The sequence below is a fragment of the Nitrospira calida genome (assembly GCF_976986435.1).
Window position 1 is genome coordinate 723,944 of the sequence record NZ_OZ335950.1, and the last position, 24,707, is coordinate 748,650.

Sequence of the window (24,707 nt, forward strand, 5' to 3'; positions counted from 1 at the left end):
CTCAAAGCTCCTGTCCACGCCGCTTTCCCTAGTGATCGGGCGATTACCACTGACACACGAGGAGAACGAACGATGTCGTTGTTGAAGACCATAGACAGCCCTGCTGATTTGAAACGGCTTCCTCCGGAGCGGTTCCCCGAACTCTGCCAGGAAATACGCGAACAAATCATCGGAGTGGTCTCGAACGTCGGCGGGCACCTCGCATCCAACCTCGGTGTGGTGGAATTGACCGTCGCCTTGCACTATTTGCTGGATACGCCGAATGACAAGATCGTGTGGGACACCAGCAACCAGGCATATACCCATAAGCTGCTGACCGGTCGCCGCGAACGGTTTCATACCCTGCGGCAGTACGGCGGGTTGAGCGGGTTCTGTAAGCGCGAAGAAAGCGTTTATGACACGTTCAACGCCGGCCATGCCGGCACCGGCGTGTCGGCCGCCTTCGGCATGGTGGAGGCGCGCGATCAGCAGGGCCAAAAGCATAAGGTGGTGTGCGTAGTGGGCGACGGAGCGATGACGGCCGGCATGACGCTGGAGGGATTGCATCACGCTGGCGGGCTGGGCAAAGATTTCCTCGTGATTCTGAACGACAACCAGATGTCGATCTCCAAGAACGTCGGCGCTATCTCCGCCTACCTCAACCGGACCTTTACGGGAGAGTTTTACACGCGCGTCCGCGAAGAAACCGGCCATCTGCTGCGTTTAATCCCGGGCATCGGGCCGGATATGCAGAAGATGGCGCGCCGCGCCGAAGAATTGGCGAAGGGCGTGATTTTGCCGGGATTGTTGTTCGAGGAGCTGGGCTTCCAGTATGTCGGCCCGATCGACGGCCACAACTTCGACCATCTGCTTCCGACATTGGAGAACGTGCTGAAGTTGAAGGGACCGATTCTGCTTCACGTCATCACGAAAAAAGGATTGGGGTACGAGCCGGCTGTGAAGAATCCGGTCTGGTTCCATGCCTGCCCGCCGTTCGTGCGGGAGACCGGTGCGCCGGCGAAAAAGTCGCCGAGGCCAACCTACACGGCGATTGCAGTCGATACGCTGCTGAAGCTGGCCCGGTCGGACAAACGCATCGTGGCCATTACTGCGGCGATGTGCGAAGGCACCGGTCTCACGGCGTTCGAGAAGGAATTTCCCGAGCGACTCTATGATGTCGGCATTGCGGAGCAGCATGCGGTGACGTTCGCCGCCGGGCTGGCGGCTCAAGGCATGAGGCCAGTCGTCGCCATGTATGCGACGTTCCTGCAGCGGGCCTACGACCAAGTGGTTCATGACGTGGCCACGCAAAACCTGCCGGTCACGTTCTGCATCGACCGGGGCGGCTTGGTCGCCGAAGACGGGACGACGCATCACGGCGCGTTCGACTACGCCTATCTGCGGCATGTCCCCAATATGGTGGTCATGGCTCCAAAGGACGAGAACGAGCTGCAGCACATGGTGAAAACCTGCCTGACCTATAATGGCCCGGCGTCGGTACGTTATCCGCGGGGCGTCAGCCTGGGAGTTGAGATGGATCGGGAACCGACGGCGCTTCCGATCGGAAAAGGCGAGCTGTTGCGGGATGGAAAAGACGTCGCCATCGTTGCCGTCGGCGTGACGGTTTGGCAGGCCGTTCGGGCGGCGGAACGGCTGGAGCAGGAGGGCATTTCCGCCGCAGTTGTCAATGCGCGGTTCGTGAAGCCTCTCGACAAGGACTTGATTGTCGGGGTGGCACGGCGGGTCCGTTATCTGGTCACGGTCGAGGAAGGATGCAAGATGGGCGGATTCGGTTCAGCCGTCCTCGAAGCATTGTCCGACGAAGGTGTCACGCACCTGCGCACCAAACTCATCGGGTTGCCGGACTGGTATATTGAACAGGGACCACAGGACCTGTTGCGCGAGAAGTACGGGCTCACGGCAGAAGGCATTTACCAGAGCGTCAAGGTGCTCATGGCATGCACGACCACCCGTCGTGGAGCGGTTGGCGCCAAATGCAGTCTGGGTACCGGCTATGCGTCCTTCAGCGGTGCGTCGGTCGGAGATGAACAGGGGAGCTAGACCGCCGTTTGCACCGTGTGGCGCCCTTCAGGCTTCACAAGCGATGAGATACACCGGACGCAGGTGGCGATAACGAGATGCGTATTGCGCGGAGGAAAACCAGGCAGATCCGGGTCGGAAACGTGAAGATCGGCGGAGATGCACCGATCTCCGTCCAGTCCATGTGTTCCACCGATACACGCGACGTCAAAGCCACGGTGGAGCAGATTCGTCAACTCGAGGAGGTAGGCTGTGAGCTGATCCGCGTGGCCGTGCCGGACATGGAAGCGGCAGAGGCGCTCCCAAAGATCAAAGCGCAGATGAGTGTGCCGCTTATCGCCGATATCCATTTTGACCACCGTCTGGCGGTCAAGGCGGCCGGAGTGGTGGACTGCGTGCGGATCAATCCCGGTAACATCGGTGCCTGGTGGAAAGTGGCCGAAGTCATTAAGGCGGTGAACGACCGCGGGATTCCGTTGCGGATCGGCGTCAACGGGGGATCGCTGGAACGGGCTCTGCTGGACAAGTACGGGTACCCGACGGCGGAAGCGCTGGCTGAGTCGGCGTTGAATGCCGTCCATGCGCTGGAAGACGTCGGCTTCACGAATATGAAGGTGTCGCTGAAGGCCTCGGACGTGCACATGGCGATCGACGCCTACTGGCTGTTCGCACACCAAACCGACTATCCGCTGCACATCGGCATCACGGAGGCCGGCACCGCGATAACCGGGGCGGTGAAGTCGGCGATCGGGCTAGGCTGGCTGCTCTCCCACGGCATCGGCGACACGCTGCGCGTGTCGCTGGCCGCCGATCCGGTTGAAGAGGTCAAGGTCGGGTTCGAGATTCTGAAATCGCTGGAACTGCGCCATCGCGGGATCAATGTGATCGCCTGCCCGACTTGCGGCCGCGTGGAGATCGACGTAGTCCGGATGGCGAACGAGCTCGAAAAACGGCTTGCTCACATCAAGACGCCGCTCAACGTGTCGGTTCTCGGGTGTGTCGTCAACGGAATTGGCGAAGGAAAAGAAGCCGACATCGGCGTTGCCGGAGGCGAAGGGGTGGGGATTCTGTTCAAGAAAGGCAAACTCGTCTGCAAAGTGCCGATGGCCGAACTCATGGATCGCTTGATCGAAGAAGTCGAGCTGCTGGCCAGAGAAAAGGAGGCGGAGGGTGCACGCGACGAACATGTCGCCCTCGTCCGCGAACATGCCTCATCGCTGCTGCGTTCTGATGGCTCCGTGGCCACAACTTCGCTCGTGCGCGAACTGCCGGTGCTTTCCGACAAAAACTAGAAAGTCTCCCGATCCTGTCTGCGAGGCGCCGCGATCCGTTGTCTCGATCAGGATCCCGTACGCCCTTACCTGGAAACACCGTTGATTATTGAGTTTGAAAGCGGCGCCTCGTTATAATGCCGACCGCGGCGCCGTACCCAAGTGGCTAAGGGAGCAGTCTGCAAAACTGCGATGCGGCGGTTCGAACCCGCCCGGCGCCTCCACCCCGAGCTTGCTGAGCCGCCGGCTCTTTGTCGCTTTTTTCGTGATTGGTGGCGGCGGAGAATTCCCCTGACGTCGGTCCCGCCACGAGACAGCTTTTCCCCTGCGCGATCACACACCTCCAAGAGCACGTGCGCGGATGTTGCACTGTCTCTGGTGAAGCCACTTGCTTCTCTCGGGCGGGTTCCCTTCTACTTTATTATCCTGGTGGTGACGTAAGCTTACTGGGGAGTGGCGAGCGAATGGCAAAGACGGTCTTGGCCGAAGTGGCGCGGGGTCTGCCTGTTTCAGATCAGAATGGTGAAACTTGGCAACCCGCTGGGTGCGATCAAAACAGCGGAGCCTGCGGCCCCCAAGTGAGGCCGGCGAGGTCCGGGTCTTGGCCGTCTGCCGGCACCGGCCGAGCGGCTTTGTTCGCCTTGCGAACAGCGCGGCGGGCTTCCTTCTCTTTTTGTCTGGCCTGCTTGGCGCGCTCGCGGTCGCGCTTCGCAAGCGTGGCTTTTCCTCGTCTTGCGATGATGACCTCCTCGGGCTAAGCCCTTCGGGCAGGAGCGCGAAGCCCTCTATCCTGCCATCTTTGCTTTGGCTGCGAGTTACCAGCGGCCTTTGCGGCCACCACGATCACTGTGACTTCCTCCGTGGCGGGCTTCAGGCGGTCTCGCTTCATTCACGGTCAAAGTCCGACCTTCGAGTGCGGTCCCGTTCAACGCCGCGATCGCCCGTTTGGCCTCTTCGGCCGTCGCCATCTCCACAAAGCCGAAGCCCCGCGACTGCCCGGTGTACTTGTCGGTGATGACACGCACCGACTCCACCTTGCCATGAGGGGTAAACAGTTCGGTGAGCTGCGGTTCGGTGGTCGAATAAGGCAAGCCGCCGACATAAATTTTCGTGCGCATGCGATTCCTCCTTTTTTTCCTCCGCGTAAGAACACAGCCCATGCCGAGCGACCGGTTAGCGCCATGATCTGTCAAGCTGTCTGACCGTGGGAGCAGCCTGGACTAAGATACCGGTCGCGCAGACACAATGAGATGGGCGAGTGCGCGATTGGTAGGTAGTTTTGCGGCTCGTACGCGAGCCGTACAGTAACATACAGGAGAGGATGGGTCAAATCGTTCAGAGTCGATGTAGGACTTCACCAGATTCTCTACCGTCTTCTTCAAAGATTATCCTGAAGACTCTCCGTCCTGCTTCTTTCAGCCGTTTCGTTGACAGTCCGCAGCCTTTCGCTACACTGGAAACACAGAGAGAAAGGGTTTCAAGATGAAGGCCTGGAGCTGGCTTCGACAGTACCTGCTGGTGATCGTGATCGTGTTGCTGCTTGGCCCTTTTCTGGCCAACCTTGAGGCAGTGAGGCAGGTCTCCATCAACGTCATAGGTCTGAACGCCTCTCAGATGACGCGCCTGGCTGCCGACGGCATCGCGCTTCTGATGGCCTGGACGATGGCTTACCACATGTCACGCCGGCTTTTTCGGAAGACCAAAGGCGTCGAGTTTCTGCAGGCTGTTCTGCTCCCGGTCGCCACGTTCGGCGTGGTCTTTTTCGCGAACAAGATGTTTGCTGTCCATGGCTCGACTCTGCTCGATCAGATCGGCCGCCAGCGCTATCGCTGGCTGTACACCGGCATGCTCGGCAGCGCCGCCGTCTGGCTGACCGTCACCTGGATTGGCCGCTGGGATACACTCAAAGCCTTCTGCGCCGGAGGCTTCCCCCGGACCCGGATGGTCGATGAGACGCGATTGCTTGAAGGCGGGCGGTCGGCGGATCTGCTGGCCGGGACCGGGCGCGAACGAAAACATGCCGGCTCGACTGATTGCGTGGGTTCGACATTGGGCCGGTACCGGATTGTCAAGGAATTGGGCCGCGGCGCGATGGGAATCGTGTATTTGGGTAAGGACCCGATGATCCAGCGGTTCGTCGCGATCAAGACGATACGGTTGGACGAAGTGGACGATTCGTGTGAGATCGAGGAGGTCAAAAAACGCTTCTTTCGGGAAGCCGAATCGACGGGCCGGCTCTCGCATCCACACATTGTGACCATCTACGACGCAGGCGAACAGAACGGCCTGGTATATATCGCGATGGAATATCTGGAAGGCAACACATTGACGCAGTGGTGCCGGAGAGGGAACCTGTTTCCGGTTGCGAAAGCGATGGAGATTGTTGCGACGGTTGCGGATGCGTTGGATTACGCCCATAGCCAGGGAATTGTGCATCGGGACATCAAGCCATCGAATATCATGGTGACGAAGGATTGGTTAGTGAAAGTCATGGACTTCGGAATCGCGCGGATCACGACATCCGGGAAAACCAAGACAAGCGTGATCCTCGGCACGCCCGGGTACATGTCGCCGGAACAGATCATGGGCAAAGTCGTCGACGGCCGCTCGGACACGTTCTCGTTGGGTCTCGTCCTGTTCGAACTGCTCACGGGATGCAGGCCGTTCGACGCCGACGATGTCACTTCACTGCTGTACAAGATCGCTCGTGAGCCGCATCCGGTGTTGAGCCAGATTCGTCCTGATCTGCCGATCCGGGCTCAAGAAATCGTTGATCGGGCGCTTCAAAAGGATTTGGCCAGCCGGTATCGACGGGCTGGTGACATGGCACAGGATCTCCGTGTATGTTTGCAACACCTCGCGCTATCCGCTCCGGCTGCGGCTCGCGCATGATGAGCACCTACGCGGCAAGGTCGGACGTCGGCTTGCAGCGGTCTCATAATGAGGACCGATTCTGCGCCGACCCGGGACTTGGCCTTTATTTGATCTGTGACGGAATGGGCGGCTGCAACGCTGGCGAGGTGGCCAGCGGGATCGCCGCGGAAGTGATTCATCGCCATCTCGCCGACACCTCCCGCGGCGACGAGCTTCCCTTCGTCGGGGAATACGATCCGAATTTCTTGCTGCCGACGAACCGGTTGGCCAGCGCCGTTCGGCTCGCCAATCAGGTCATCTATCGGGAATCGTGGCGGCGTCCGGAGTGCGCCGGCATGGGTACGACCGTGGTCTCCGTCCTCCTTACGGACTGCATTCTTTCGGTGGCGCATGTCGGCGACAGCCGCGCCTATCTGATTCGTGACGGCGCGATGCAGTTACTCACGGCCGACCATTCGCTCGTGCGCGACCATGTACGCCGTGGCCTTCTGAGCGAAGAGGAGGCGGAACGATCTTCCCGCAAGCACGTACTCACTCGGGCGCTGGGCGTGGAATCGACTGTGGAGGTGGAATTGGGCGAGGTGCCGGTGATGAGCGAAGACATCGTGTTGTTGTGTTCGGACGGACTGACGAACGGCGTAGCCTCCGACGAGGTTTTACAGGCTGTTCGCCGTGGGAATCCTCCCGATGTGGCGGCTGAGCGGCTGATCGGCTTGGCGAACGATGCGGGCGGGAACGATAACACGACCGTTATCGTGGTGGTGTTGCACGAAGGCTTACGCTTCACGCTGTGGCGCCGCATACGGCAATGGCTATGGAGCTGAAACCGGCGGAGTGCAGAACCGTCCGGCGGAAGGAGGAAGGCCATGCAAGAAGTTGCGACCAAATGCCCCAAGTTCATCGTCAAACCGCACAGGGGTACGGCCAAAGAGATCGAGATTACCAAGTCCGAGTTCACTATCGGGCGCAAGGACGGCAACGATCTGGTCGTCGACGATCCGGCCGTGTCCGGACGACACGCCCGCTTAGTCAAAATCCATGCGGTCTATTTCCTGGAAGATTTGGGAAGCACGAACGGCACGTTCGTCAATGGTCAGAAGATCGAACGACGGCAATTGAGGGATACGGATGTGGTGGCGGTCGGGAAGCATCGGTTGATTTTCCGGGAGGAGAGCGCGGTTCCGACCACAGAAGACTCTTCCGGTGTGAGCGCGTCGGACAGGACAATGATCATCACCGGCTCGACCCCGCGAGGCTGGAGCCTGATACCGCAAAAAACCGGGACAATCCAGGTGGTGTCTGGCCGAACCAACCGCAAGGAGTACCAACTCACCAAGCAACTGACGATCATCGGATCACGCCCTGACGCAACGATCAAGCTCGCTGGCTGGTTCGCGCCGAAGACGGCCGCCATGATTGGGCGCCGCAGTGAGGGGTATTACATCGTAGCGGCCGACGCAGGGAAGAAAGTGCTGGTCAACAACCAGGCGGTCAACGGACAGATCGATCTGAAGGACGGCGACCTTGTGGAGGTGGCCGGCGCCCGGATGTATTTCTATCTGAGGGACCAGGCTGTGTGCTGACTCGCGGCTGTCACTGCGCCGATTCGAAGTTGATGACCGGTCGCTTGGGCAGGGCTTGGAAACACCCCTCCGAAATTTCCTGCGCGCGGGTTTCCAAACACTGCAGGAGCTGTCCTTCCCTCGGTCCCACGTGCCGACAGTATTGCCTCGCATCGGCCTCACAAGCCAACCGCAACCGCCGCAGGTTTTCTTTCGCCCGCGTCACGCGAGCCTGAACGGCGTTCTGGCAGGCGAACGGTAGTTTGTGCGCGTTCCGCTGCATGCAGCGCAGGCGATCGCGGCTGCTGAGAGAAGCGGGACAGAACCGTTCCAGTTCCGCCTCGCATTTGATCGCGACGACGGCCGGGATGCGGACCGCCTCGGTCTTCCCGGGAGCGTCTTCGGGCGAAGACGAAAGTGGAAACGGAAACCGAGCGGCGTTTGGTCCCGCGTCGTCCGGAGAACGATCAAGGGGGGCCGAGGAAGAGGAAACGGCCGACGTCCGAGGGGACGGCACGGAAGGGCCATCCGCCGACGCACTCCGCAGCCGAAGCGACATATCGGAAGATGAATCGGAAGGCGTGAGAACAGTCGGTCCCGCAGACGTGTCCGGTTGCAGTGAGGCCTCGATGCTCATCAGGACCGTTCCCCACGCGATTCCGAGCACGAGCACGCTCAGAGAGCCCGCCGCGAGCGACCCGGTTGGTCGAGACGAAGGCATATCAATTTCCGTTTCGGCTGAAGAGAGAATACGTCAAAAGCCGACGAAAAGCGAAAACTTCCCGAGAATTCTGCACGCTCATTCGGTATCGCCGGAGTTGAGCGATGCAGCACTGTGTGCTCTCGGAAGGTGGAGCGTGCCAGCAGCGCCGTCCGAATTCAACAAATTGACGCGCCTGGAAACAGGATGTTACAATCCGCCCCGCATACCGGCGAACCCAGCCGTAGGTTCCACGCGCACCCCTATTCAGTTGCAACGGCACAGGAAGGAGTAAGGGATGGCCGTTCCGCTTTCCCAAATGTTCACCGTCACAAAGTATGTCCTGACGCAAAAGGTCAAAGGGATCAAACGCTACCCGCTGGTCCTGATGCTAGAGCCGCTGTTCCGCTGTAACCTGGCCTGTGCCGGCTGTGGAAAGATTCAGTATCCCGATCACGTGCTCGACAAGCGGTTGACGCCGGAGCAATGTTGGGCGGCGGCCGAGGAATGCGGCGCACCGATTGTGAGCATCCCCGGAGGGGAACCGCTGATCCATCCGGAAATGCCGGAGATCGTCCGCGGGTTGGTAGCGCGGAAGAAATACGTATACCTGTGCACGAACGCGATCCTGCTGGAGCGGAAGCTCGACGAGTACACGCCGTCCAAGTATTTAACTTTCAGCGTGCATATGGACGGCCTGAAGGAAGAACATGATCGGGCCGTCTGCCGGGACGGCGTTTACGAGACGGCGGTGAGGGCGATCAAGGCCGCGTTGAAGCGAGGGTTTCGTGTCACCACCAACACGACCCTGTTCGATGATGCGAATCCTGAAAGGGTCCGCGCCTTCTTCGACGAAATGATGAAACTGGGTGTCGAGGGCATGATGATCTCGCCAGGCTACAGCTACCAGAAGGCCCCTGATCAACAGCATTTTTTGAAACGCCATCGGACGCGGGAATTGTTCTCCAAGATCCTCAGCAACCGCAAACCAGGCTGGCGATTTAATCAATCGCCGCTCTTCCTGGAATTTTTAATGGGGAAACGGGAGTATCAGTGCACGCCGTGGGGGAATCCGACCTACAACATTTTCGGCTGGCAGCGGCCTTGCTATCTCCTCCAGGACGGATACGCCAGGACGTTCCGGGAGTTGATGGAAACGACGGATTGGGCTCGCTACGGAACCGGACGCAACGAAAAGTGCGCCGACTGCATGGTGCATTGTGGGTATGAAGCGTCTGCGGTCGAAGATACGTTCAGTTCCTGGTCCGGGTTTGGCCGCACTGTCAAAGCGACGCTTCTTCCCAACGCCCGTTAAACATGCGTTGTTGGTCTGTCATGAACCGAACCGTTCAACGGCAAGCTGTGGCTTCTCCCGTCCTCCCGTTTCGTGCATAGCGATTCACGTTTCACATCTTCTGTATGACCGATGCCAAGTACCACACACCGGAGGATCAGACGCTGTATGGCCGGGTGTTACGCCCGTCGAGCGCGAATGAGTTGTGCGAGGCCGTCGAGCTGGCGTTCGATTATCGCGGTGATGTGACACTTGAACTCGCATCAGGGGAGATGGTCACCGGCTACGTCTTCAACCGTGACGCCGGCGGCGCCGCTCCCGTCCTCGAGCTGTTTCCAAAGGGGCTTCCAGGCACCCGCAAGATCGCTTACGCCGACGTGGTGTCGATCGCGTTCACTGGCGAAGACACGGCTGTCGGCAAGTCCTGGGAAGCGTGGGTCGCGAAAAAAGAATCGCAGCGGCGCGCCGAGTCGGAGCAGGCGGCCGCCGTCGCGAGGGCCCGCGGTCATCTGTAGCCCTGTAGCCCTCGTCTTTTTTACTCGTTCCAAAGCGCCGTCCTGTGAACTTTGCTTAACTCAGGCGCTTGATTTCGAACATAACTCATTGAAATCTCCTGTTGCTTTTCTCGTTTGTTGGGCTGGCCGAATTATTGACAAAGAAAATCATCTATGTTAAAAGGGTCGGCCTCAAAAACGGGCATCTCCCAGTGTTGATGAGGCTTTTCGTGGCTTGAGGCGAGAGGGGAGGGTTCAGCTATCGCCGATAGTCCATTGAACTGTGGGGAATGGAGTGCAACACGAGCCAGCCAGTGGACCGCGAGCCGATGGGTGCCTACTTTTCTCGTGGGTTTCTTTCTGACGGCGTCTCCGGTCGCTGTCTGGGCCACGCATGAAGCCGACCACCGGTTTACGGTGGAAGGATTCGTGTGTGGAAGCAGCGGACAGCCCAGCCCGAACGTCGAAGTCGTCGTTAAAGACACGCGGGTGTCAATTGGGGCGACGGTGTCGACTGATGAAGATGGTTACTACAAGGCGATTCTTCACCTCCACAACGACAATCTGGGCGATCCGGTCCTTGTCATCGCGGGAAACGAGGAGCAGCGGATCAAGGTCCAATTCGATCCGAAGGATCTTGAGACAGAACGGAAAGTTCAGGTCAATTTCGGGTCGGGATGCGAAAAGACCATTGGCGGGCCGCCACGATGGGTGTATTACGGATCCGGCATGGGAGTGGCGGCAGTTGTCTTCGCCGGGCTGAAGTGGCTTCGGAAACGACGGAGGCGAGTCGGCCGGCGGGACAAGAAGAGTCAGGGGAAGGGGAAGACATCACTGTAGGCGGTCCGTGGGGCGCTCTCGTACCTCGCCGGATCGGACGCAGTTACGCGGCGGGGAAGGGGGCTCTGGCGTGACCGGGACGCACGTGTAGGCAATGGCGCTTTTGCTTGAGGCCGCCTGGGCTCGGGCGAAAGCGTCTTTTTTCATGTCTAGACGTTCTGAACGAAACGGTGGCGCTGTTTGAGAGCGCCTTCTTGATGTTCGGGAAGACGAAAGGAGTGGGTGATTGTCTATGGAGCGCACAGGTTTGATGCAGATGGCTTGGATCCTGGGTGCCGTGACCGTGAGCGCAGTAATTGCGGGTTGCGAGGGGGGCGAAGGGCCTATCGTGCCGCCACCGCCGGCTCCGGCTGAATACGCCGACAAGCATATGCCTGCCGGGTGGTGGGCAGACGATAAGATCGTCGAAGAGGGGCGGCAGATCTTCATCGGCGAGAAAAATCCGGATGTCAATTGCGCGAGTTGTCACGGCAAAGACGGCAAGCCGGTCAAGGCAGGTGCACGCGACTTTCGCAACGCCGAGCGCATGAAGCTCTATTCCGATTCCGTGTGGTTCTGGCGGATCTCTGAGGGGGTGCCCAACACTAAAATGAAGGCTTGGAAGACAAAACTCTCTGAAGAGGACCGATGGAAGCTGGTGGCCTTTGAGCGGACCTTTGCGTTGAAAGGACAAGAATGGGATCCGGTCAAGAGCGCCTGGGTTCCGGTCGGGACTGCGGGGCCGGCCGCAGCGTCGGCCCCGGCGCCGAGCGGAGATGGAGCGTCCCCGCCGGCCGCTGAAGCGGGAAAGTGATCTGATTCAGACAGAAGCAGAGGAGGGGCGGCGAGACGTTATGACGAGATGGCAACGCAGTCTCTTGACCCTAACGACGCTGGTGGCGTTGTGGACCGCCACGGCCTATGCGCAGGAGCTGAGTGCCCCCAGCGTCGAATTTCCATATACGGGAAATCGAACCGCCGTGTGGATCGTCGCGCAGCTCCACATTCTGTTTGCCGCATTCATACTCGGCGCCCCGATCTTTGTGGTGATTTCGGAGTGGTTAGGGTACCGCAAACAGGACCCGAGGTACGACCGACTAGCCAAGGAGGTCACGAAAGTCACTGTCATCTTGTACAGCATGACGGCCTTGACTGGCGGCCTGTTCATCTTTGTCTTGCTTGCCACGTATCCCCAATTCACGACCTGGTTGATCAATCATTTCTTCATGATCTTCGCGGTGATCTATCCGTTGCTGTTTATCGGAGAGACCATCGTGCTTTATATGTATTTCTACACCTGGGACACTTGGAAAGGACACAAAAAAGCCCGTCACATTGCGCTTGGGGTGTTGCTGAATCTGATTGGCACGATCACGCTGTTCGTCATCGACGGCCCGACTTCCTTCATGAACACGCCGGCGAAAGCGGAAGGCGTATCCCTCGTGGAGTTCATCCAGACCGCCAGCTTGTGGGATAAGGTCTATAACTACAGTTGGATGCCGCTGAACCTGCATCGCCTCGTTGGGAACGTGACGTTCGGCGGGTTCATCGCCGGGTTGATCGCCGCTTATATGTACATGGGTGCCAAGAAGGAAGAAGAACGAGCATACTATGATTGGATGGGATTCGTCGGCAATTTGATCGGCGTGGGCGCGCTGATGTTCCTGCCGTTCATGGGCTATCTGCTTTCTTACGAACTGTGCGATTACGACGCCTCCATTTGTCCGTACATGATGGCCGACCAACTCTCCATGTTTTTCGAGATGCAGGGAGCCATGGTGGGATTGATCTTTCTGGCTAGCAATTATTACATCTGGCTCAGCATGAAGCGGATCGAGGGGGTGGAGCGGGTCAGGATGACCGTTTTGACGCCGCTGGTGATGATCGCGCTTCCTTTCGTCATGACCTGGGCTTGGACGCAGTTCCCGGCTCCTGATCCTGCCTCCCTTGCCATCCTGGTACCCTTGGTCTTGCTTCCTGTGGTGCTCGGGAAGTTTGTGCCGTTCACGGTCTCTTCCAGGACGGTGATCAAGATCGGGTTCTTGATGGTGATTGTGGGGAATGCCATTTGGATGACCCCACACGGGTTCGTGCCGACCGGGGCGAAGCTGGTGGAGGAATTGGAGTTGCCGTCGGATTGGAACTTCCTGGCACTCATGCCGGCTAAGAACTCCGCTGCGTTTACGCTGGTTTTCGTCACGGTCGTGAACTATGTCATCTATAACCGTGCGATCAGACAGGGCACCATCGTGTGGGGGAAAATCGATTTCGCGTCCCAATTCGTCCTGGTCTTCTTGGCGTTCAGCGCCATCTGGACGATGGGACTGATGGGCGCCGTGCGGTCGCTGCTCAAGAAATATTTCCATACCTACAATCTTGTGCCTGATTTCACTGCCGAATCGTTCACCCCGACGCTGTCCTACTCGGGCTGGTGGATCACGGCGATCACGGTGGTTTTTTATCTCGTGGTCAGTTTTGCCATTCTCGTGACGCTTCGAGCGGCGGAGGCAAAGGCGCCGGTGCCCGAAGGGAGCCCTGTGCCGGCGGGAGCGAAGTGAGGCAAGCAAGAATCGTCGTGGGATGAACGAGGGCCCTCATGGGGAACGTGATCAAGAAATCGGTTGCCGGATTGGTCGTGGGAACTGCGCTGTTTGGTGCGGCCAAAGCGCTAGGGTTCCCTCTGGTCTTCCAGATTATGTTTTTCTGCTATGCAATCCTCGGCGCGGTGGTATTCATGATGCTGGACGCCCCGTCGGTCAAGCCGCTTTACGGGGCCAAGGCCGTGGTCGCCCTGGTCGTCTTCTACGTCATCCTGTGCGCGGTATATATCGCCGGCGCGTCGCTGTGGCCGCAGTACGATCCGGAAGACGAAAAGGGCAAAATCGAGAAGATTCTGGCTCCGAAACGGAAAGCTTCCGAGCAGGGGAAAGCCGAAGAATTAATCGCCCGGGCCAAAGAGCTCGAGGAAAAAGCTGAAGCGATCATGGCAAGGCTGAAGGCTGTGGGTGGGGAGACGATTGCGGAGCCACCTGGCACAGACAGCGTGAAGCCGGGAGCGGCACCGCCGGCGGCTGCGGGAGATCTGGTCGCCCTCGGCAAGGAGCAATGGGAGCTACAGGAATGCTACAACTGTCACAAGCTCTTCGGGCAGGGCGGCAAGAAGCGAGGGCCGGAATTGGACAACATCGGTAACCTGATGACGCCCGAGCAGCTGAAGCAGAAGATTCTCGATCCGCAAAGTTGGATGGCGGAAGGGTTCGAGAAGGAATACGAGAAAAAGAAGATGCCGGATAAGTACAAGGAATTGATGGAAGACAGGGAAATTGATGCGCTGGTCGCGTTCCTGGCCACGCTCAAGAACACTTCGGTGAACACGCCTCGGCCTATCAAAAAGAAGTAGCATGTTGCAGCCCAAGCTCAAGGCAAGAGTTCGCTGTACCGACGGAGAGATCGGGGAAGTCAGGAGGATCATCGTCGATCCGTTGTCGCGAGAGATCAGCCACATCGTCGTCGGCGACGGAACGGGAACATTGGAACGCCAAGTGCCGATAGCTCAGGTCCAGACCGTCACAGACGACACCGTGCAGTTACGGACCTCATCGGCCGAGATCGCCGAGCTGCCCTCGTTTAAACGCGACGACTATGTCACGACCCGCGAGGTCGAGATTGCGCATCTCGAGGACCATCTCCACGTTGAGCCGGGCGAAGTGCTGGTGCCGGTCCCTGAATTGGAGCGGGACATCAAGCGCCGGACGTTCTTTACCGGTCTCACCCATGCAATCGGGTTGTTGATCGGCCTTCCCATGGTCTACCCGGTGCTGCGCTACCTGATGAAGCCGATGTACGCGCCTTTTGACAATCGGTGGATCAGGATCGGCAATGTGAACCGGATCAAGAAAGAGGATGTCGGGGTCCAGTTCAAGTACAAGAAGAAAGTCAAAGAGGCGTTCATGCCGGAAACCGAGGTCGACAAAAACGTCTGGATTTTGAAAGCCTCTCCGGCGGTTCTGGAAGGGGTCTATCAGGGCAAGGATATGGATTTCAGGGACCACACCGGCCGGGTTGTCTGGACCAACAAGAAAGACGTTCCCTACGTCGCGTTTTCGGGAAAGTGTCCCCACCTCGGGTGCGGCTATAAGTGGCGGAATGTACCTAAGCTCGGGAAGGAAATCTTTCTGTGCCCCTGCCACCTCAGCATTTACGATGCAAGCGGTAGGGTGCTCGACGGTCCGGCGCCGCGCCCTCTGGATCCTGTTCCGATCCGGGTTGCGGCGAACGGCGACATTGAGATCATTGATGTGGAATACAAGGCGGGTGTCCGGGAACAAATCCGACTGGTTTGACCGTAATGAGGGGATGGCGGGGATGGGCGCCGGTCGATGGCTCAAAGCGCTGTGTCTCGCGCTCCTCGTCGTCATTGTGATCGACATCGGATTCATTGTGCGGACGGATTCCTTACCCAGCGAGGCCTGTTTCACATTAGCGGGCGTGACCGCCGTGGCGGGTGTGGTGCCGGTGGTGTTCGCGGCCTACTTCGTCCGCGTGCGAAGTCGCCTCTGAAGAGCGGTGCCAATCGGGAGCAATAAAATAATGTGGTCAATCAGACAAAGGTAGGACTATGACAGATCTTGGCGCAATTGCGATTGGGATGGGGCTTGCCGCATTCGGCTTTTTCGGGGCGGCGCTTGGTATTGGCTGGATCTTCTCGACCATGATCGCCACGCTCGGTCGGCAACCGGAAGTCGAAGGTCGTGTTGCCAAGTATATGTGGATTGGATTTGCGCTGGTAGAGGCGATCGCGCTGTACGGGCTGGTGATCGCGTTCATCATTATGGGGCTCCGTCCCAAATAGCACGTGTGTCTGTGGCCCGACCAGTAGCTGTCATCAAAAAAATAAATGGCCATGCACACCTTTTTTGAAAACGCTCTTGCCTTTATCGACGAACGGGTCGGCCTCAAGACCATCCAGGCCAAGATGCTCAACGAGCCCATTCCCGGTGGATCTCGGTGGGCCTACGTATTCGGGTCATGCCTGTTGTTCATCTTCATCATGCAGGCGGTCACCGGTGTCCTGTTGATGTTTTATTACGTCCCCAGCACTGATCATGCCTACGCCAGCACGCAGTACATCATCCATGAAGTCGATTATGGATGGTTTCTCCTCAGCTATCATTTTTGGGGCTCCTCGGCGATGGTCGTGATGGTCTTCGCGCATATGTCCCAGGTCTTTCTGTGGGGAGCTTACAAGAAGCCGCGCGAGATGATCTGGCTCGTCGGCCTGGCGCTCTTCGGCATCGTGATGGCGTTTGGCTTTACAGGCTATTTACTGCCCTGGGATCAGCGGGCGTACTGGGCGACCACAGTGGGCGTGGAAATCATGGACAAGGTGCCGGTGGTCGGTGACTTTCTCGCGCGGTTTCTTAAGGGAGGGCCCACACCGGGACAGATGACGCTCAGCCGCTTTTTCGTGATCCATGTCATGATCCTTCCGGCGGCGTTGATGGGGTTGGCAGGGCTGCATCTCTTTTTGTTCCGCAAGGCGGGTCCGGCCGGGCCTTTTCGCGGGACAGCAGAGGAGCTGAGGGCGAAGACCGATTACTTCTTCCCGCGCCAGGTGTGGAAAGACGTTGTGGCGATGAGCGTTGTGTTTGTGACGATCTGCGCGCTGGCCTTTTGGGAACCGGTGGTGCTCTTGGAGGAGGCAACCCCCGACCCGGGAGACTATCACCCGGAACCGGAATGGTATTTTCTCTTTCTCTTTCAGATGTTGAGACTGAAGATTTTTGCCGGAGAATTCGGACAATTCTTGGGCGGAGTGGCGATTCCCCTTGGATTCCTGCTCTTCTTGGCCGCGCTTCCATTTCTTGACAAGAATCCTGAGCGGAACATCTTCAAACGGCCTATTGCCCTGATCGGTTGGATCGCCGTCATGACCGGTATTCTGGTCTTTACAGTTTCCGCGATCATTAACCGGGAGTTTCTGGAATGAGAGGCAGGGTACGCGAGGCGGGCGGCGGGAGAAAAGAGCTGTTCGGACCATGACCGCGCAAGATTCGCACATGTCGCCGGTGAAGCTCGCCCTTCTGGTGCTCTGGCCCGCCTTCTGGACCGGACTGCCGATCAAATTGGTTGTGGCGCTGCTGATGCTCGCGAGCGGAGCGATGCAACTGGAGGCGGGGGCGGGCCTGGCGTTTCTGCTGTTGCTTGCCAGTCCGGTGACGGCGGTCGGTCTTCCAATCGTCAGCGTCGGGTTTGATCTGCCCCTCGGCGAAGGCCCGGGGCTAGCCTTCCTGTTCCTGCTGGCGATCCCCGTCGATATCTGGGCGCTAGGCCTGTCCGGGCGCACGGTCTTTTTGGACAAGCTGCGGGTCGAGCCACCCGAAGGGCTGGGCCTGACGCTGTGGTGGAAAATCGCACTGGTCAGCGCGATTTACTTCCCGCTGTTGTGTCTGGTCGAAAGCACGGTGTACAGCGCCGCGCGTTCCGTTGCGCACGCGATTATGGAGGCCGACTGGTTGAAAACGCTGCCGGTGGCCGAGCGGATCGCTCTCGAACTGAATTTGTGGGGCGTGCCAGTGACGCTCGTCTTGCTCGGCTTGATTGTCGGATGGCTGTGGAGCATCGGCCGGATCGTGCAGCCGCACGTGAAGGCCGCGCGCCCCGCGTCGGAGCCCTACCAGTCGCTCGTTCGGCGATGGGATGTGATACGGATTCCTTCAGACCAGCCGTTGTTACTTACGGTGTTTGCTGGAACAGGCGCCGTGCTGGTTTTGCTGTTCTGGGCGTTTCTGCCGGCCACGACGCCTCGGCCGCATGAATCCTATAAGCGACCCGAGGTCAAGATCGAGCCGCCGTTCAAACCCGCCGAGGCGTTGCAAAAGGCGGAGAAATTGCTGGCGCAGGCTGAAGCGACCGTGCAGGCCCTTGAGCATAAGTCGGAGCACGAGGCAAAAGAAAAGGGAAAGGGGAAGGAGAAGGCCGGAGGGAAAGACAAGGCCGCAGTGAAGGCTGACAACGGGTCGGTCTCCGAATCCGCGAGTACTGCTCCTGCCGCTTCACAACCCGAGAAGCCATAACCTGGGTAACGGTTGAGGAGAAGCTCCATGACGTACCAGGATGGACATTCAACACGAACGCCCGTCGTGATGACTTTGAAGATTGCCGCCATCGCCGGATTACTGATACTGGTCGCTCTCATGGGGCTGCCGGCTGCGGGGCTGGCTGAGGGAGCGAATGCCGTGTCCCAGTCCGAGGGCGTGGCCTATCGCGAGATCCCCGGCATCGGAAGCCGCAATGTCGTGTGGCTGGTCGCGCAGGTTCATCTGATCCTGGGCGGATTTGTGCTGGGCGTGCCTATTTTCGCGTGGGTCTGCCACATCATTGCGGTCCGGACCAAAGACCCGCGCTACATGCGGCTCGCCAAGGAATTCACGAATTTGCTCACGGCCGCGTTTGAAATGACCGCCATGTTAGGAGCCACATTGCTCTTCGTCCTCATGGCGCTCTATCCCAAGGTGGTGAATTACCTGACGAGCATCTTTCTTCCCACTTACTATATCTACGTGCTCCTGTTCGTTGGTTCGACGACAACCCTGTACTTCTACTGGTCCGGATTCGAGACCTTAAAGGAGCGCCAGGGGTTGCATTTGTTCCTGGGGTTTCTGCTGAATGTCTTTGCTTTCTTCATCATGATCGTCCCGAATACGTGGGCCAGTTTTCAGGCCAGTCCGGTGGTGATCCCGGAGGGGATGGGGCCTTGGGAGAAAGCCTGGGCCGCGGCGTGGAACGCGACCTGGTGGCCGTTGAATGTTCACCGGCTCATCGCGAACGTGGTGTTGGGAGGATTCATTTGCGGAGCCTACGCTGCTGTGAAGTATCTTGGCGCCCAAACGCCGGAGGAGCGCGCGCACTACGATTGGATGGGGTATGTGGGCAATTTCATCGGCATTTTCGGCCTGCTCCCGCTTCCTTTCGCGGGCTATTGGCTGATGATGGAGATCTACCGGTATAACCAGCAGATGGGGATTACCCTGATGGGCGGATTCCTCTCCTGGTTGTTCATCCTCCAGGCGGTCCTCATCGGGGCGATGTTCCTCGGGAGCAACCTCTATTTCTGGCTGGGATTAGCCTACCGAACGGAAGGAGCCGAGAAATACAAGAAGCCGATTATGGCCATGCTGGTGGCGCTCTTGGTCTGTTTTGGCGTCTGGCTGACGCCCCACAGCTTGGTAGCGAGCCTGCAAGAAGCCCGCGCGATGGGTGGCACCCACCATCCCATCCTGGGCGTCTTCGGGGTCATGTCGGCCAAGATGACGGCCGTGAACCTGATGCTGCTGATCACGTTCGGGAGCTTTTTGATTTATTGGCGGGCCGATAAGCAAGAAACGGTCCGGTGGGCGAAGGCGGCTCGCATCGCTCAGCTCGTCCTCTTCGGCGTGGCCGGGCTCTACATCATCTGGGCTGGAGTCTACGGTTACTTCGTGCCGGCCGTGTTCCGGGTCTACGTGCTCTCCGTCTCTCAGGTGCTGACCGTCTTGGGCGCCTACATCATAGCCACCATCATCGCGGTCTTGTCCATGCGAGGCGCCAAGCGAATTCCGATGCATTGGGGCAGGATGCCGGTCCGCAGCCAGCACGTGCTGATCCTCAACGCCGTGGTCGTGATCCTGACGATGGCGCTGATGGGGTACGCGCGTTCCTCCTCGCGCGTCCACTGGCATATCTACGGGGTGTTGGAGGATACCTCTCCCCATGCCTATAGCCCCGCGCTGGCCCACGCGGGTTCTTTCATGTCATTGAGCACCTTCATTGTGCTGCTTCTGGTGGCCTTCGTGTTCTGGGTGGTTTCCAGTGCGGTCCGGCGCCCCGCGTTTTCGCTCCAGTATTTCTTCATCGCGCCGTTCCTCTGGTGGTTCACGTCCCGGTTCGACGAACCCAAGCCAGCGGCCGCGCAGGCCGCGCCGCGGCCCCGCTATTTCTTGAAGGCTGCGGCTACGGCCTGTACGTTTTTGATCGCCTTTGCCTTTCTGGCCTTTCAAGTTCCGCAGACGCCCTCATTGCCGCCCGCGCACGAGGAGTTCGACGCCTCGAAGATCAAAACCCAGGCGGATATCGTCAAAGTGGGGCAGAAACTCTTTTTCAGCAAGGGGCAATGCGCGTTGTGCCATTCGATTGGTCCGAGCGAAGCGGCCCGCTGTCCTGATCTGAAAGGCATCGGAGCCAAGCTCACGAAGGAATTTCTCTATGAGTCCCTCACCCAACCACAGGCCTACACGTACCTGGTTTATGACCACGAGGGACCGCCCAAGCCGTTCCCAGCCAAGATGCCGGCCATCAATAAACCCCCGGTGGGATTGACGGAGGCGGAGCTGTTGGCCGTCATCGCCTTTGTGCAAAGCCTGGGAGGGGAAGTCACGGTGCAGCCGGAGGAGGTTGTGAAGGCCGCGATGCCAACCACTGTTGCGAGGGGAGCGCTCTGATGGAGATGGAATCGATCACACCGTTATTGACCGTCGCCGTTTCCATCGTTGCGGCTGTCCTCATTGTGGCCACCCGCCGGTGGCCTGATATCCGTGAAGGCGTCTCGGTGATGGCGGGGATCGTGAAATTCGGTCTTGTTCTCACTATGGTTCCCACCGTCCTGGACGGGAAAACGATCCAGTACACGCTCGTTGCGATTGCCTCGGAAGTGCCCGTTGTCGCCTTTCGAGTGGATGCCCTGGGACTCCTATTCGCCGCCACCGCTTCATTTCTCTGGATCCTGACGACTTTTTACTCCATCGGGTACATGCGATCGCTCAACGAGCACGCGCAGACCCGCTACTATTTCTGTTTTGCGCTTACCATGTCGGCCACGATGGGGGTGGCTTTTTCGTCCAATTTGGTGACCTTGTACCTCTTTTATGAGCTCATCAGCTTCGCCACCTATCCCTTGGTGGCGCACAAAGAGACCGATGAGGCGTTCGACAAGGGAAACAAGTATGTCTTTTACCTGTTAATGACATCAAAGGGCCTGTTGCTCGCAACGTTTTTGTCCTATGCATTGTCCGGGACTTTTGAGTTTAAACCGAGCGGCATGTTCCGTCCCGACACCGACCGAACGCTGCTCACGCTCACCTATTTTCTGTTTTTAATCGGGATCGCGAAAGCGGCGATCATGCCGTTTCATGCCTGGCTTCCCGCCGCCATGGTCGCTCCCACGCCGGTCAGCGCGCTGTTGCACGCGGTTGCGGTGGTGAACACGGGGATCTTTTGCATTCTCCGGATCATGTTTCATGTCTTTGGTGTGGAGTTGATGAGGGAGTTGAATCTGGGCGTCATAACGGCCGTCATCGCCTCCATCACCATCATCATAGCCTCGCTCTATGCTCTGACACGAGACAACCTCAAGGCGCTGCTGGCCTATTCCACCATCGGCCAGCTCTCGTATATGGTGCTGGGGGGCGCCCTCTTAACCCCCGCCGGTATGGCCGCCGGGATCATCCATATTGCCAACCATGCCCTGGGAAAGATTACCCTGTTCCTGTGCGCGGGTTCGATCTATGTCGCGTCGCATAAAACCAAAGTGAGCGAACTGAACGGTATCGCCAAACGGATGCCGTACACCATGACGGCCTTTGCGTTGGGCGCGCTATCGCTCATCGGCTTTCCTCTCCTTGGCGGGTTCATCAGCAAATGGTATTTGACGCTCGGTTCGGTCGAAGCGGGGCAATACTCCTTCGTCGCTGTTCTCATCACAAGCACGATCCTTAACGCGTGTTACTTCGTGCCCATCGTGTACGCGGCTTTCTTCCGCGAGTTGCCGCCCGGTGAGAAGCCTATCCGGCAGGAGGCCCCCACTGTCATGGTGGTGCCGTTGGCGCTGACCGCCGCCGGGATCCTGGTTTCGTTCTTCGCGCCGGAGATGTTTCTGGATCTGGCCAAGTTGATCGTCGGGGATGTGAAGTGAGCCAACAGACGGAAGGGCATGCTGGGTTCACACACGAGGAGTCGCCAGGCTATAGAAAGGTTTTTTACGTCGTGTGTGCCGGCGCTGTCCTGTATCTCCTCATCATTTTCTTGACCGCCTCGTAGCGCCTCAAGACGGAGTATCCGATGCGAGACACGCATGTGTTCGACAAACCCGAGAATATCAAGCGGCTGTTGACGGGATTCTATGTCTTTATCGGACTGCTCGTTGTCCTTGACCTGTTCATCTCGAACCATCCGGTACTTCCGTGGGAGCGCTACCCGGTCTTTTACGGGGCCTACGGATTTGTTGCCTATGTGAGCATCGTCTTAGCCTCACATTACGTCTTGCGCAAGTTCTTCGGCAGAAATGAGGATTATTATGATCAGTAGCCTTCCTCCGGCGGCCGTATTGATCCTCGGAGCCTTCTTGATTCCCTTTCTGAGGGGGAAGGCCAAGTCCGTTTATCTCTTGCTGCTGCCGGTTATCGCGTTCGTTAGCGTCCTGACCATTCCCGAAGGCAGCCACTGGACCATCAGGTTCTTGGATTACGAACTCGTTTTTGGACGGGTTGACCGGCTGAGCAGAGCCTTTGGATATATCTTCACGATGGTCTCCTTTTTGGGAACCCTCTATGCGCTGCACGTGGAGGAGGATGGACAGCATGTGGCGGCCTTCGTGGCCATGGGGTGCGCGCTGGGCGCGACCTTTGCCGGAGATCTTTTGTCTTTTTTCTCGTTCTTGGAGGTGATGTCGGTCGCCTCAACGTACTTGATCTGGACGGGGAGAACTTCGGCATCGTATGGAGCCGGATTGAGATATCTTCTCGTCCATCTCTTCGGCGGGCTGTGCCTTCTGGCGGGCATTCTTATCCATCTGAACCAAACGGGCTCGATTGCGTTTGGAACGATTGGACTAACGGGATTGGGCTCCCAGCTGATCCTGATCGGCTTGGGCATCAGTTGCGCCTTCCCTCTGCTTCACGCATGGCTTCCTGATGCCTATCCGGAGGCCACGGTCACCGGCACGGTCTTTTTGAGCGTCTTATCTACGAAGGTGGCGGTCTATGCCCTTGCAAGAGGGTTTCCCGGCACCGAGGTCTTGGTCTGGATCGGAGCGGCGATGACGGTCTTCCCCATTTTTTACGCCGCCATTGAAAATAACCTGAGGCGAGTCCTCAGCTATAGCATCATCAATCAAACCGGATTCATGGTCGTCGGTATCGGCATTGGAACCGCTCTGTCCCTCAACGGGGCCGTCGCCCATGTCTTCAACAATGTCTTGTTCAAGTCTCTGCTTTTTATGTCAATGGGCGCCGTCATGCATCAAACAGGGAGAATCAACGTCACGGATCTGGGTGGCCTCTACAAGACCATGCCGCTGACCACCCTCTTTTGTGTTATCGGAGCGGTGTCGATCTCCGGATTCCCGTTATTCAACGGGTTCGTCAGCAAATCGATGATTATGGGTGCAGCCGCTCAGGTGGGGACGGGGCTGCTTTGGCTTGTTCTGCTGTTTGCGTCGGCAGGTGTCCTGCACCACGCGGGGATCAAGGTTCCCTATCATGCATTTTTCTCCCATGATTCTGGGATACGGGCGAAGGAACCGCCTCTGAATATGCTCCTTGCCATGGGAATCACCGCGTTTTTGTGCATCCTCATTGGCATTGTGCCCGGCCCTCTCTACAGCATCCTTCCCGCGCCGGTTGATTATCAGCCTTACACCGCGGCTCATGTTGTGGACATTCTCCAGTTGCTGTCGTTTGCCGTGTTGGCTTTCTGCCTGCTTATCTTATCCGGACTCCATCCGGTAGAAACGAAGGTCATTCTTCTTGACGCGGATTGGTTCTACAGAAAAGGCGCCAAGCTGTTCTATCGGCTTGCCAGCAGCGTTTTAGGAACCGATCGCGAGGAACCGCAAGAGGTCGTTCATGGATACGAGAAACGAAACGTCCCCACATAAGAAAGGGCGGGTTTCGGTACCGGCCAGGGTCGCGATCATCTGGGTCGGGGTTTATCTGTTTCTCAAATTCGCCATCAAGCCGCCCTTGCCGTCCAGTGTCATCTTCATGTACATGACGATGACCTCGATCGGGTTGCTGATCTATGTCTCGATCTTTGAAGATGTGTTGCAAGCGTTTAAGGGGCCAGTGGTGGCCTTCCTGTTAGGCAATCCCCATTGGGCGGGGTCCTGGCGGGCGGCCCGATGGGCGGTCTTGGCGCTGTTCCCGACCTTGGTGGGCTGGCAAACGTACGTCAGCACCGTGCCCAGCGACTTGCCCCCGCCGGAAAACCGCACCATTCACCCGGCGCCGCCTGGGGAATTTACAGGCCTCTCCAATCCGGTGCCCAGAACTCCGGAGAACATTATGCAAGGCAAGGGGTTTTATGCCGCGTTCTGCTCGCCATGTCACGGTGCCAATTTTGACGGAAAGGGGCCTGCGGCGAGAGGGTTTAACCCGCCACCGGCGAATTTTGCCGATCCCACCACCATCGCGATGCTCCAGGAGAGTTACCTGTTCTGGCGGATCAAGACGGGCGGAGTCGGTCTTCCGATAGAAGGCATGCCGTGGAAATCGGCGATGCCCCGGTGGGAGGTCGAACTGTCCGACGAGATGATCTGGAAGATCATTATGGGCGAGTACGACGGTGCGCATCAGACGCCGCGCACGTGGGAGTGATGTCTTGGGGCCGATTTGGGAATCTGGAGATCCGGTGAAGTAGAGG

Annotated in this window: 23 protein-coding genes and 1 tRNA gene; 22 read left to right on the forward strand and 2 right to left on the reverse strand. The window is 58.3% G+C overall.

Annotated elements, in window-relative coordinates; genetic code table 11:
• Nucleotides 1-72 precede the first annotated feature (72 nt).
• The 3 genes from dxs (at nt 73) to ACWHTU_RS03640 (ending at nt 3,514) form a co-directional block, all read left to right on the forward strand.
• Nucleotides 73-2,040: a 1-deoxy-D-xylulose-5-phosphate synthase gene (gene dxs / locus ACWHTU_RS03630; protein WP_447861727.1), complete on the forward strand. Its 1,968-nt coding sequence runs from the start codon at nt 73-75 to the stop codon at nt 2,038-2,040.
• A gap of 77 nt (nt 2,041-2,117) precedes the next feature.
• Nucleotides 2,118-3,311, forward strand: coding sequence for a flavodoxin-dependent (E)-4-hydroxy-3-methylbut-2-enyl-diphosphate synthase (gene ispG, locus ACWHTU_RS03635; protein WP_447861729.1), 1,194 nt, complete (start codon nt 2,118-2,120; stop codon nt 3,309-3,311).
• 127 nt (nt 3,312-3,438) lie between these two features.
• Nucleotides 3,439-3,514: transfer RNA gene (locus ACWHTU_RS03640), tRNA-Cys, on the forward strand.
• 591 nt (nt 3,515-4,105) lie between these two features.
• Here the strand turns inward: ACWHTU_RS03640 and ACWHTU_RS03645 are convergent.
• Nucleotides 4,106-4,408, reverse strand: a complete 303-nt coding sequence (locus ACWHTU_RS03645) for an RNA recognition motif domain-containing protein (protein ID WP_447861731.1) — start codon at nt 4,406-4,408, stop codon at nt 4,106-4,108.
• A gap of 364 nt (nt 4,409-4,772) precedes the next feature.
• On the opposite strand from ACWHTU_RS03645, the gene ACWHTU_RS03650 reads away from it, so the two are divergent.
• Genes ACWHTU_RS03650 through ACWHTU_RS03660 form a run of 3 tightly spaced genes read left to right on the forward strand, consistent with a single transcriptional unit; the run spans nt 4,773 to nt 7,747 of the window.
• On the forward strand, nt 4,773-6,182 hold the full coding sequence (locus ACWHTU_RS03650) for a serine/threonine-protein kinase (protein WP_447861734.1): 1,410 nt from the start codon (nt 4,773-4,775) through the stop codon (nt 6,180-6,182).
• Nucleotides 6,134-6,988, forward strand: coding sequence for a Stp1/IreP family PP2C-type Ser/Thr phosphatase (locus ACWHTU_RS03655; protein WP_447861736.1), 855 nt, complete (start codon nt 6,134-6,136; stop codon nt 6,986-6,988). The genes ACWHTU_RS03650 and ACWHTU_RS03655 overlap by 49 nt, the downstream gene beginning before the upstream one ends.
• Before the next feature lie 42 nt (nt 6,989-7,030).
• The gene (locus tag ACWHTU_RS03660; RefSeq protein ID WP_447861738.1) at nt 7,031-7,747 is read left to right on the forward strand and encodes an FHA domain-containing protein; all 717 of its coding nucleotides are present in this window, start codon (nt 7,031-7,033) and stop codon (nt 7,745-7,747) included.
• Between the two features lie 10 nt (nt 7,748-7,757).
• On the opposite strand, the gene ACWHTU_RS03665 is transcribed toward ACWHTU_RS03660, so the two are convergent.
• Nucleotides 7,758-8,447 (reverse strand): hypothetical protein, encoded by a 690-nt coding sequence (locus tag ACWHTU_RS03665; RefSeq protein ID WP_447861740.1) that lies wholly within the window; start codon nt 8,445-8,447, stop codon nt 7,758-7,760.
• A 277-nt stretch (nt 8,448-8,724) separates the two neighbouring features.
• On the opposite strand from ACWHTU_RS03665, the gene hpnH reads away from it, so the two are divergent.
• The 16 genes from hpnH to ACWHTU_RS03745 all read left to right on the forward strand — a co-directional run bounded on the left by hpnH (nt 8,725) and on the right by ACWHTU_RS03745 (nt 24,661).
• Nucleotides 8,725-9,741 carry an adenosyl-hopene transferase HpnH gene (gene hpnH / locus ACWHTU_RS03670; protein ID WP_447861741.1) on the forward strand — a complete coding sequence of 339 codons (1,017 nt, stop codon included), beginning with the start codon at nt 8,725-8,727 and terminating at the stop codon, nt 9,739-9,741.
• Nucleotides 9,742-9,845: 104 nt separating this feature from the next.
• The gene (locus ACWHTU_RS03675) at nt 9,846-10,235 is read left to right on the forward strand and encodes a hypothetical protein (protein ID WP_447861742.1); all 390 of its coding nucleotides are present in this window, start codon (nt 9,846-9,848) and stop codon (nt 10,233-10,235) included.
• A gap of 312 nt (nt 10,236-10,547) precedes the next feature.
• The gene (locus ACWHTU_RS03680) at nt 10,548-11,054 is read left to right on the forward strand and encodes a carboxypeptidase-like regulatory domain-containing protein (RefSeq protein ID WP_447861744.1); all 507 of its coding nucleotides are present in this window, start codon (nt 10,548-10,550) and stop codon (nt 11,052-11,054) included.
• 232 nt (nt 11,055-11,286) lie between these two features.
• A complete protein-coding gene (locus ACWHTU_RS03685; protein ID WP_447861745.1) occupies nt 11,287-11,847 on the forward strand; it encodes a c-type cytochrome in 561 nt (186 codons plus the stop codon).
• A gap of 40 nt (nt 11,848-11,887) precedes the next feature.
• Nucleotides 11,888-13,591 carry a cytochrome ubiquinol oxidase subunit I gene (locus ACWHTU_RS03690; protein ID WP_447861746.1) on the forward strand — a complete coding sequence of 568 codons (1,704 nt, stop codon included), beginning with the start codon at nt 11,888-11,890 and terminating at the stop codon, nt 13,589-13,591.
• 38 nt (nt 13,592-13,629) lie between these two features.
• Nucleotides 13,630-14,433, forward strand: coding sequence for a c-type cytochrome (locus tag ACWHTU_RS03695; protein ID WP_447861748.1), 804 nt, complete (start codon nt 13,630-13,632; stop codon nt 14,431-14,433).
• 1 nt (nt 14,434) lies between these two features.
• Nucleotides 14,435-15,376: a QcrA and Rieske domain-containing protein gene (locus ACWHTU_RS03700; RefSeq protein WP_447861750.1), complete on the forward strand. Its 942-nt coding sequence runs from the start codon at nt 14,435-14,437 to the stop codon at nt 15,374-15,376.
• Nucleotides 15,377-15,398: 22 nt separating this feature from the next.
• On the forward strand, nt 15,399-15,593 hold the full coding sequence (locus ACWHTU_RS03705) for a hypothetical protein (RefSeq protein WP_447861752.1): 195 nt from the start codon (nt 15,399-15,401) through the stop codon (nt 15,591-15,593).
• Between the two features lie 58 nt (nt 15,594-15,651).
• On the forward strand, nt 15,652-15,885 hold the full coding sequence (gene atpE / locus ACWHTU_RS03710; RefSeq protein WP_447861754.1) for an ATP synthase F0 subunit C: 234 nt from the start codon (nt 15,652-15,654) through the stop codon (nt 15,883-15,885).
• Nucleotides 15,886-15,936: 51 nt separating this feature from the next.
• The gene (locus ACWHTU_RS03715; RefSeq protein ID WP_447861756.1) at nt 15,937-17,022 is read left to right on the forward strand and encodes a cytochrome b; all 1,086 of its coding nucleotides are present in this window, start codon (nt 15,937-15,939) and stop codon (nt 17,020-17,022) included.
• A 49-nt stretch (nt 17,023-17,071) separates the two neighbouring features.
• A complete protein-coding gene (locus ACWHTU_RS03720) occupies nt 17,072-18,109 on the forward strand; it encodes a hypothetical protein (RefSeq protein WP_447861758.1) in 1,038 nt (345 codons plus the stop codon).
• Nucleotides 18,110-18,136: 27 nt separating this feature from the next.
• On the forward strand, nt 18,137-20,512 hold the full coding sequence (locus ACWHTU_RS03725; protein ID WP_447861759.1) for a c-type cytochrome: 2,376 nt from the start codon (nt 18,137-18,139) through the stop codon (nt 20,510-20,512).
• Between the two features lie 5 nt (nt 20,513-20,517).
• Nucleotides 20,518-21,981, forward strand: a complete 1,464-nt coding sequence (locus ACWHTU_RS03730; protein WP_447863304.1) for a monovalent cation/H+ antiporter subunit D family protein — start codon at nt 20,518-20,520, stop codon at nt 21,979-21,981.
• Nucleotides 21,982-22,127: 146 nt separating this feature from the next.
• The gene (locus ACWHTU_RS03735) at nt 22,128-22,373 is read left to right on the forward strand and encodes a hypothetical protein (protein WP_447861761.1); all 246 of its coding nucleotides are present in this window, start codon (nt 22,128-22,130) and stop codon (nt 22,371-22,373) included.
• Nucleotides 22,363-23,943, forward strand: a complete 1,581-nt coding sequence (locus tag ACWHTU_RS03740) for a Na(+)/H(+) antiporter subunit D (RefSeq protein ID WP_447861762.1) — start codon at nt 22,363-22,365, stop codon at nt 23,941-23,943. The genes ACWHTU_RS03735 and ACWHTU_RS03740 overlap by 11 nt, the downstream gene beginning before the upstream one ends.
• Complete coding sequence (locus tag ACWHTU_RS03745) at nt 23,912-24,661, forward strand: c-type cytochrome (protein WP_447861764.1); 750 nt, start codon at nt 23,912-23,914, stop codon at nt 24,659-24,661. Before ACWHTU_RS03740 ends, ACWHTU_RS03745 begins: the two co-directional genes overlap by 32 nt.
• The last annotated feature ends 46 nt before the right edge of the window (nt 24,662-24,707 follow it).

Coding starts and splice junctions, on each gene's coding strand:
- dxs (WP_447861727.1), top strand. CDS start 73: ATGTCGTTGTTGAAGACCATAGACAGCCCTGCTGATTTGAAACGGCTT.
- ispG (WP_447861729.1), top strand. CDS start 2,118: ATGCGTATTGCGCGGAGGAAAACCAGGCAGATCCGGGTCGGAAACGTG.
- ACWHTU_RS03645 (WP_447861731.1), bottom strand. CDS start 4,408: ATGCGCACGAAAATTTATGTCGGCGGCTTGCCTTATTCGACCACCGAA.
- ACWHTU_RS03650 (WP_447861734.1), top strand. CDS start 4,773: ATGAAGGCCTGGAGCTGGCTTCGACAGTACCTGCTGGTGATCGTGATC.
- ACWHTU_RS03655 (WP_447861736.1), top strand. CDS start 6,134: ATGTTTGCAACACCTCGCGCTATCCGCTCCGGCTGCGGCTCGCGCATG.
- ACWHTU_RS03660 (WP_447861738.1), top strand. CDS start 7,031: ATGCAAGAAGTTGCGACCAAATGCCCCAAGTTCATCGTCAAACCGCAC.
- ACWHTU_RS03665 (WP_447861740.1), bottom strand. CDS start 8,447: ATGCCTTCGTCTCGACCAACCGGGTCGCTCGCGGCGGGCTCTCTGAGC.
- hpnH (WP_447861741.1), top strand. CDS start 8,725: ATGGCCGTTCCGCTTTCCCAAATGTTCACCGTCACAAAGTATGTCCTG.
- ACWHTU_RS03675 (WP_447861742.1), top strand. CDS start 9,846: ATGACCGATGCCAAGTACCACACACCGGAGGATCAGACGCTGTATGGC.
- ACWHTU_RS03685 (WP_447861745.1), top strand. CDS start 11,287: ATGGAGCGCACAGGTTTGATGCAGATGGCTTGGATCCTGGGTGCCGTG.
- ACWHTU_RS03690 (WP_447861746.1), top strand. CDS start 11,888: ATGACGAGATGGCAACGCAGTCTCTTGACCCTAACGACGCTGGTGGCG.
- ACWHTU_RS03695 (WP_447861748.1), top strand. CDS start 13,630: ATGGGGAACGTGATCAAGAAATCGGTTGCCGGATTGGTCGTGGGAACT.
- ACWHTU_RS03700 (WP_447861750.1), top strand. CDS start 14,435: ATGTTGCAGCCCAAGCTCAAGGCAAGAGTTCGCTGTACCGACGGAGAG.
- ACWHTU_RS03705 (WP_447861752.1), top strand. CDS start 15,399: ATGGGCGCCGGTCGATGGCTCAAAGCGCTGTGTCTCGCGCTCCTCGTC.
- atpE (WP_447861754.1), top strand. CDS start 15,652: ATGACAGATCTTGGCGCAATTGCGATTGGGATGGGGCTTGCCGCATTC.
- ACWHTU_RS03715 (WP_447861756.1), top strand. CDS start 15,937: ATGCACACCTTTTTTGAAAACGCTCTTGCCTTTATCGACGAACGGGTC.
- ACWHTU_RS03720 (WP_447861758.1), top strand. CDS start 17,072: ATGACCGCGCAAGATTCGCACATGTCGCCGGTGAAGCTCGCCCTTCTG.
- ACWHTU_RS03725 (WP_447861759.1), top strand. CDS start 18,137: ATGACGTACCAGGATGGACATTCAACACGAACGCCCGTCGTGATGACT.
- ACWHTU_RS03730 (WP_447863304.1), top strand. CDS start 20,518: ATGGAATCGATCACACCGTTATTGACCGTCGCCGTTTCCATCGTTGCG.
- ACWHTU_RS03735 (WP_447861761.1), top strand. CDS start 22,128: ATGCGAGACACGCATGTGTTCGACAAACCCGAGAATATCAAGCGGCTG.
- ACWHTU_RS03740 (WP_447861762.1), top strand. CDS start 22,363: ATGATCAGTAGCCTTCCTCCGGCGGCCGTATTGATCCTCGGAGCCTTC.
- ACWHTU_RS03745 (WP_447861764.1), top strand. CDS start 23,912: ATGGATACGAGAAACGAAACGTCCCCACATAAGAAAGGGCGGGTTTCG.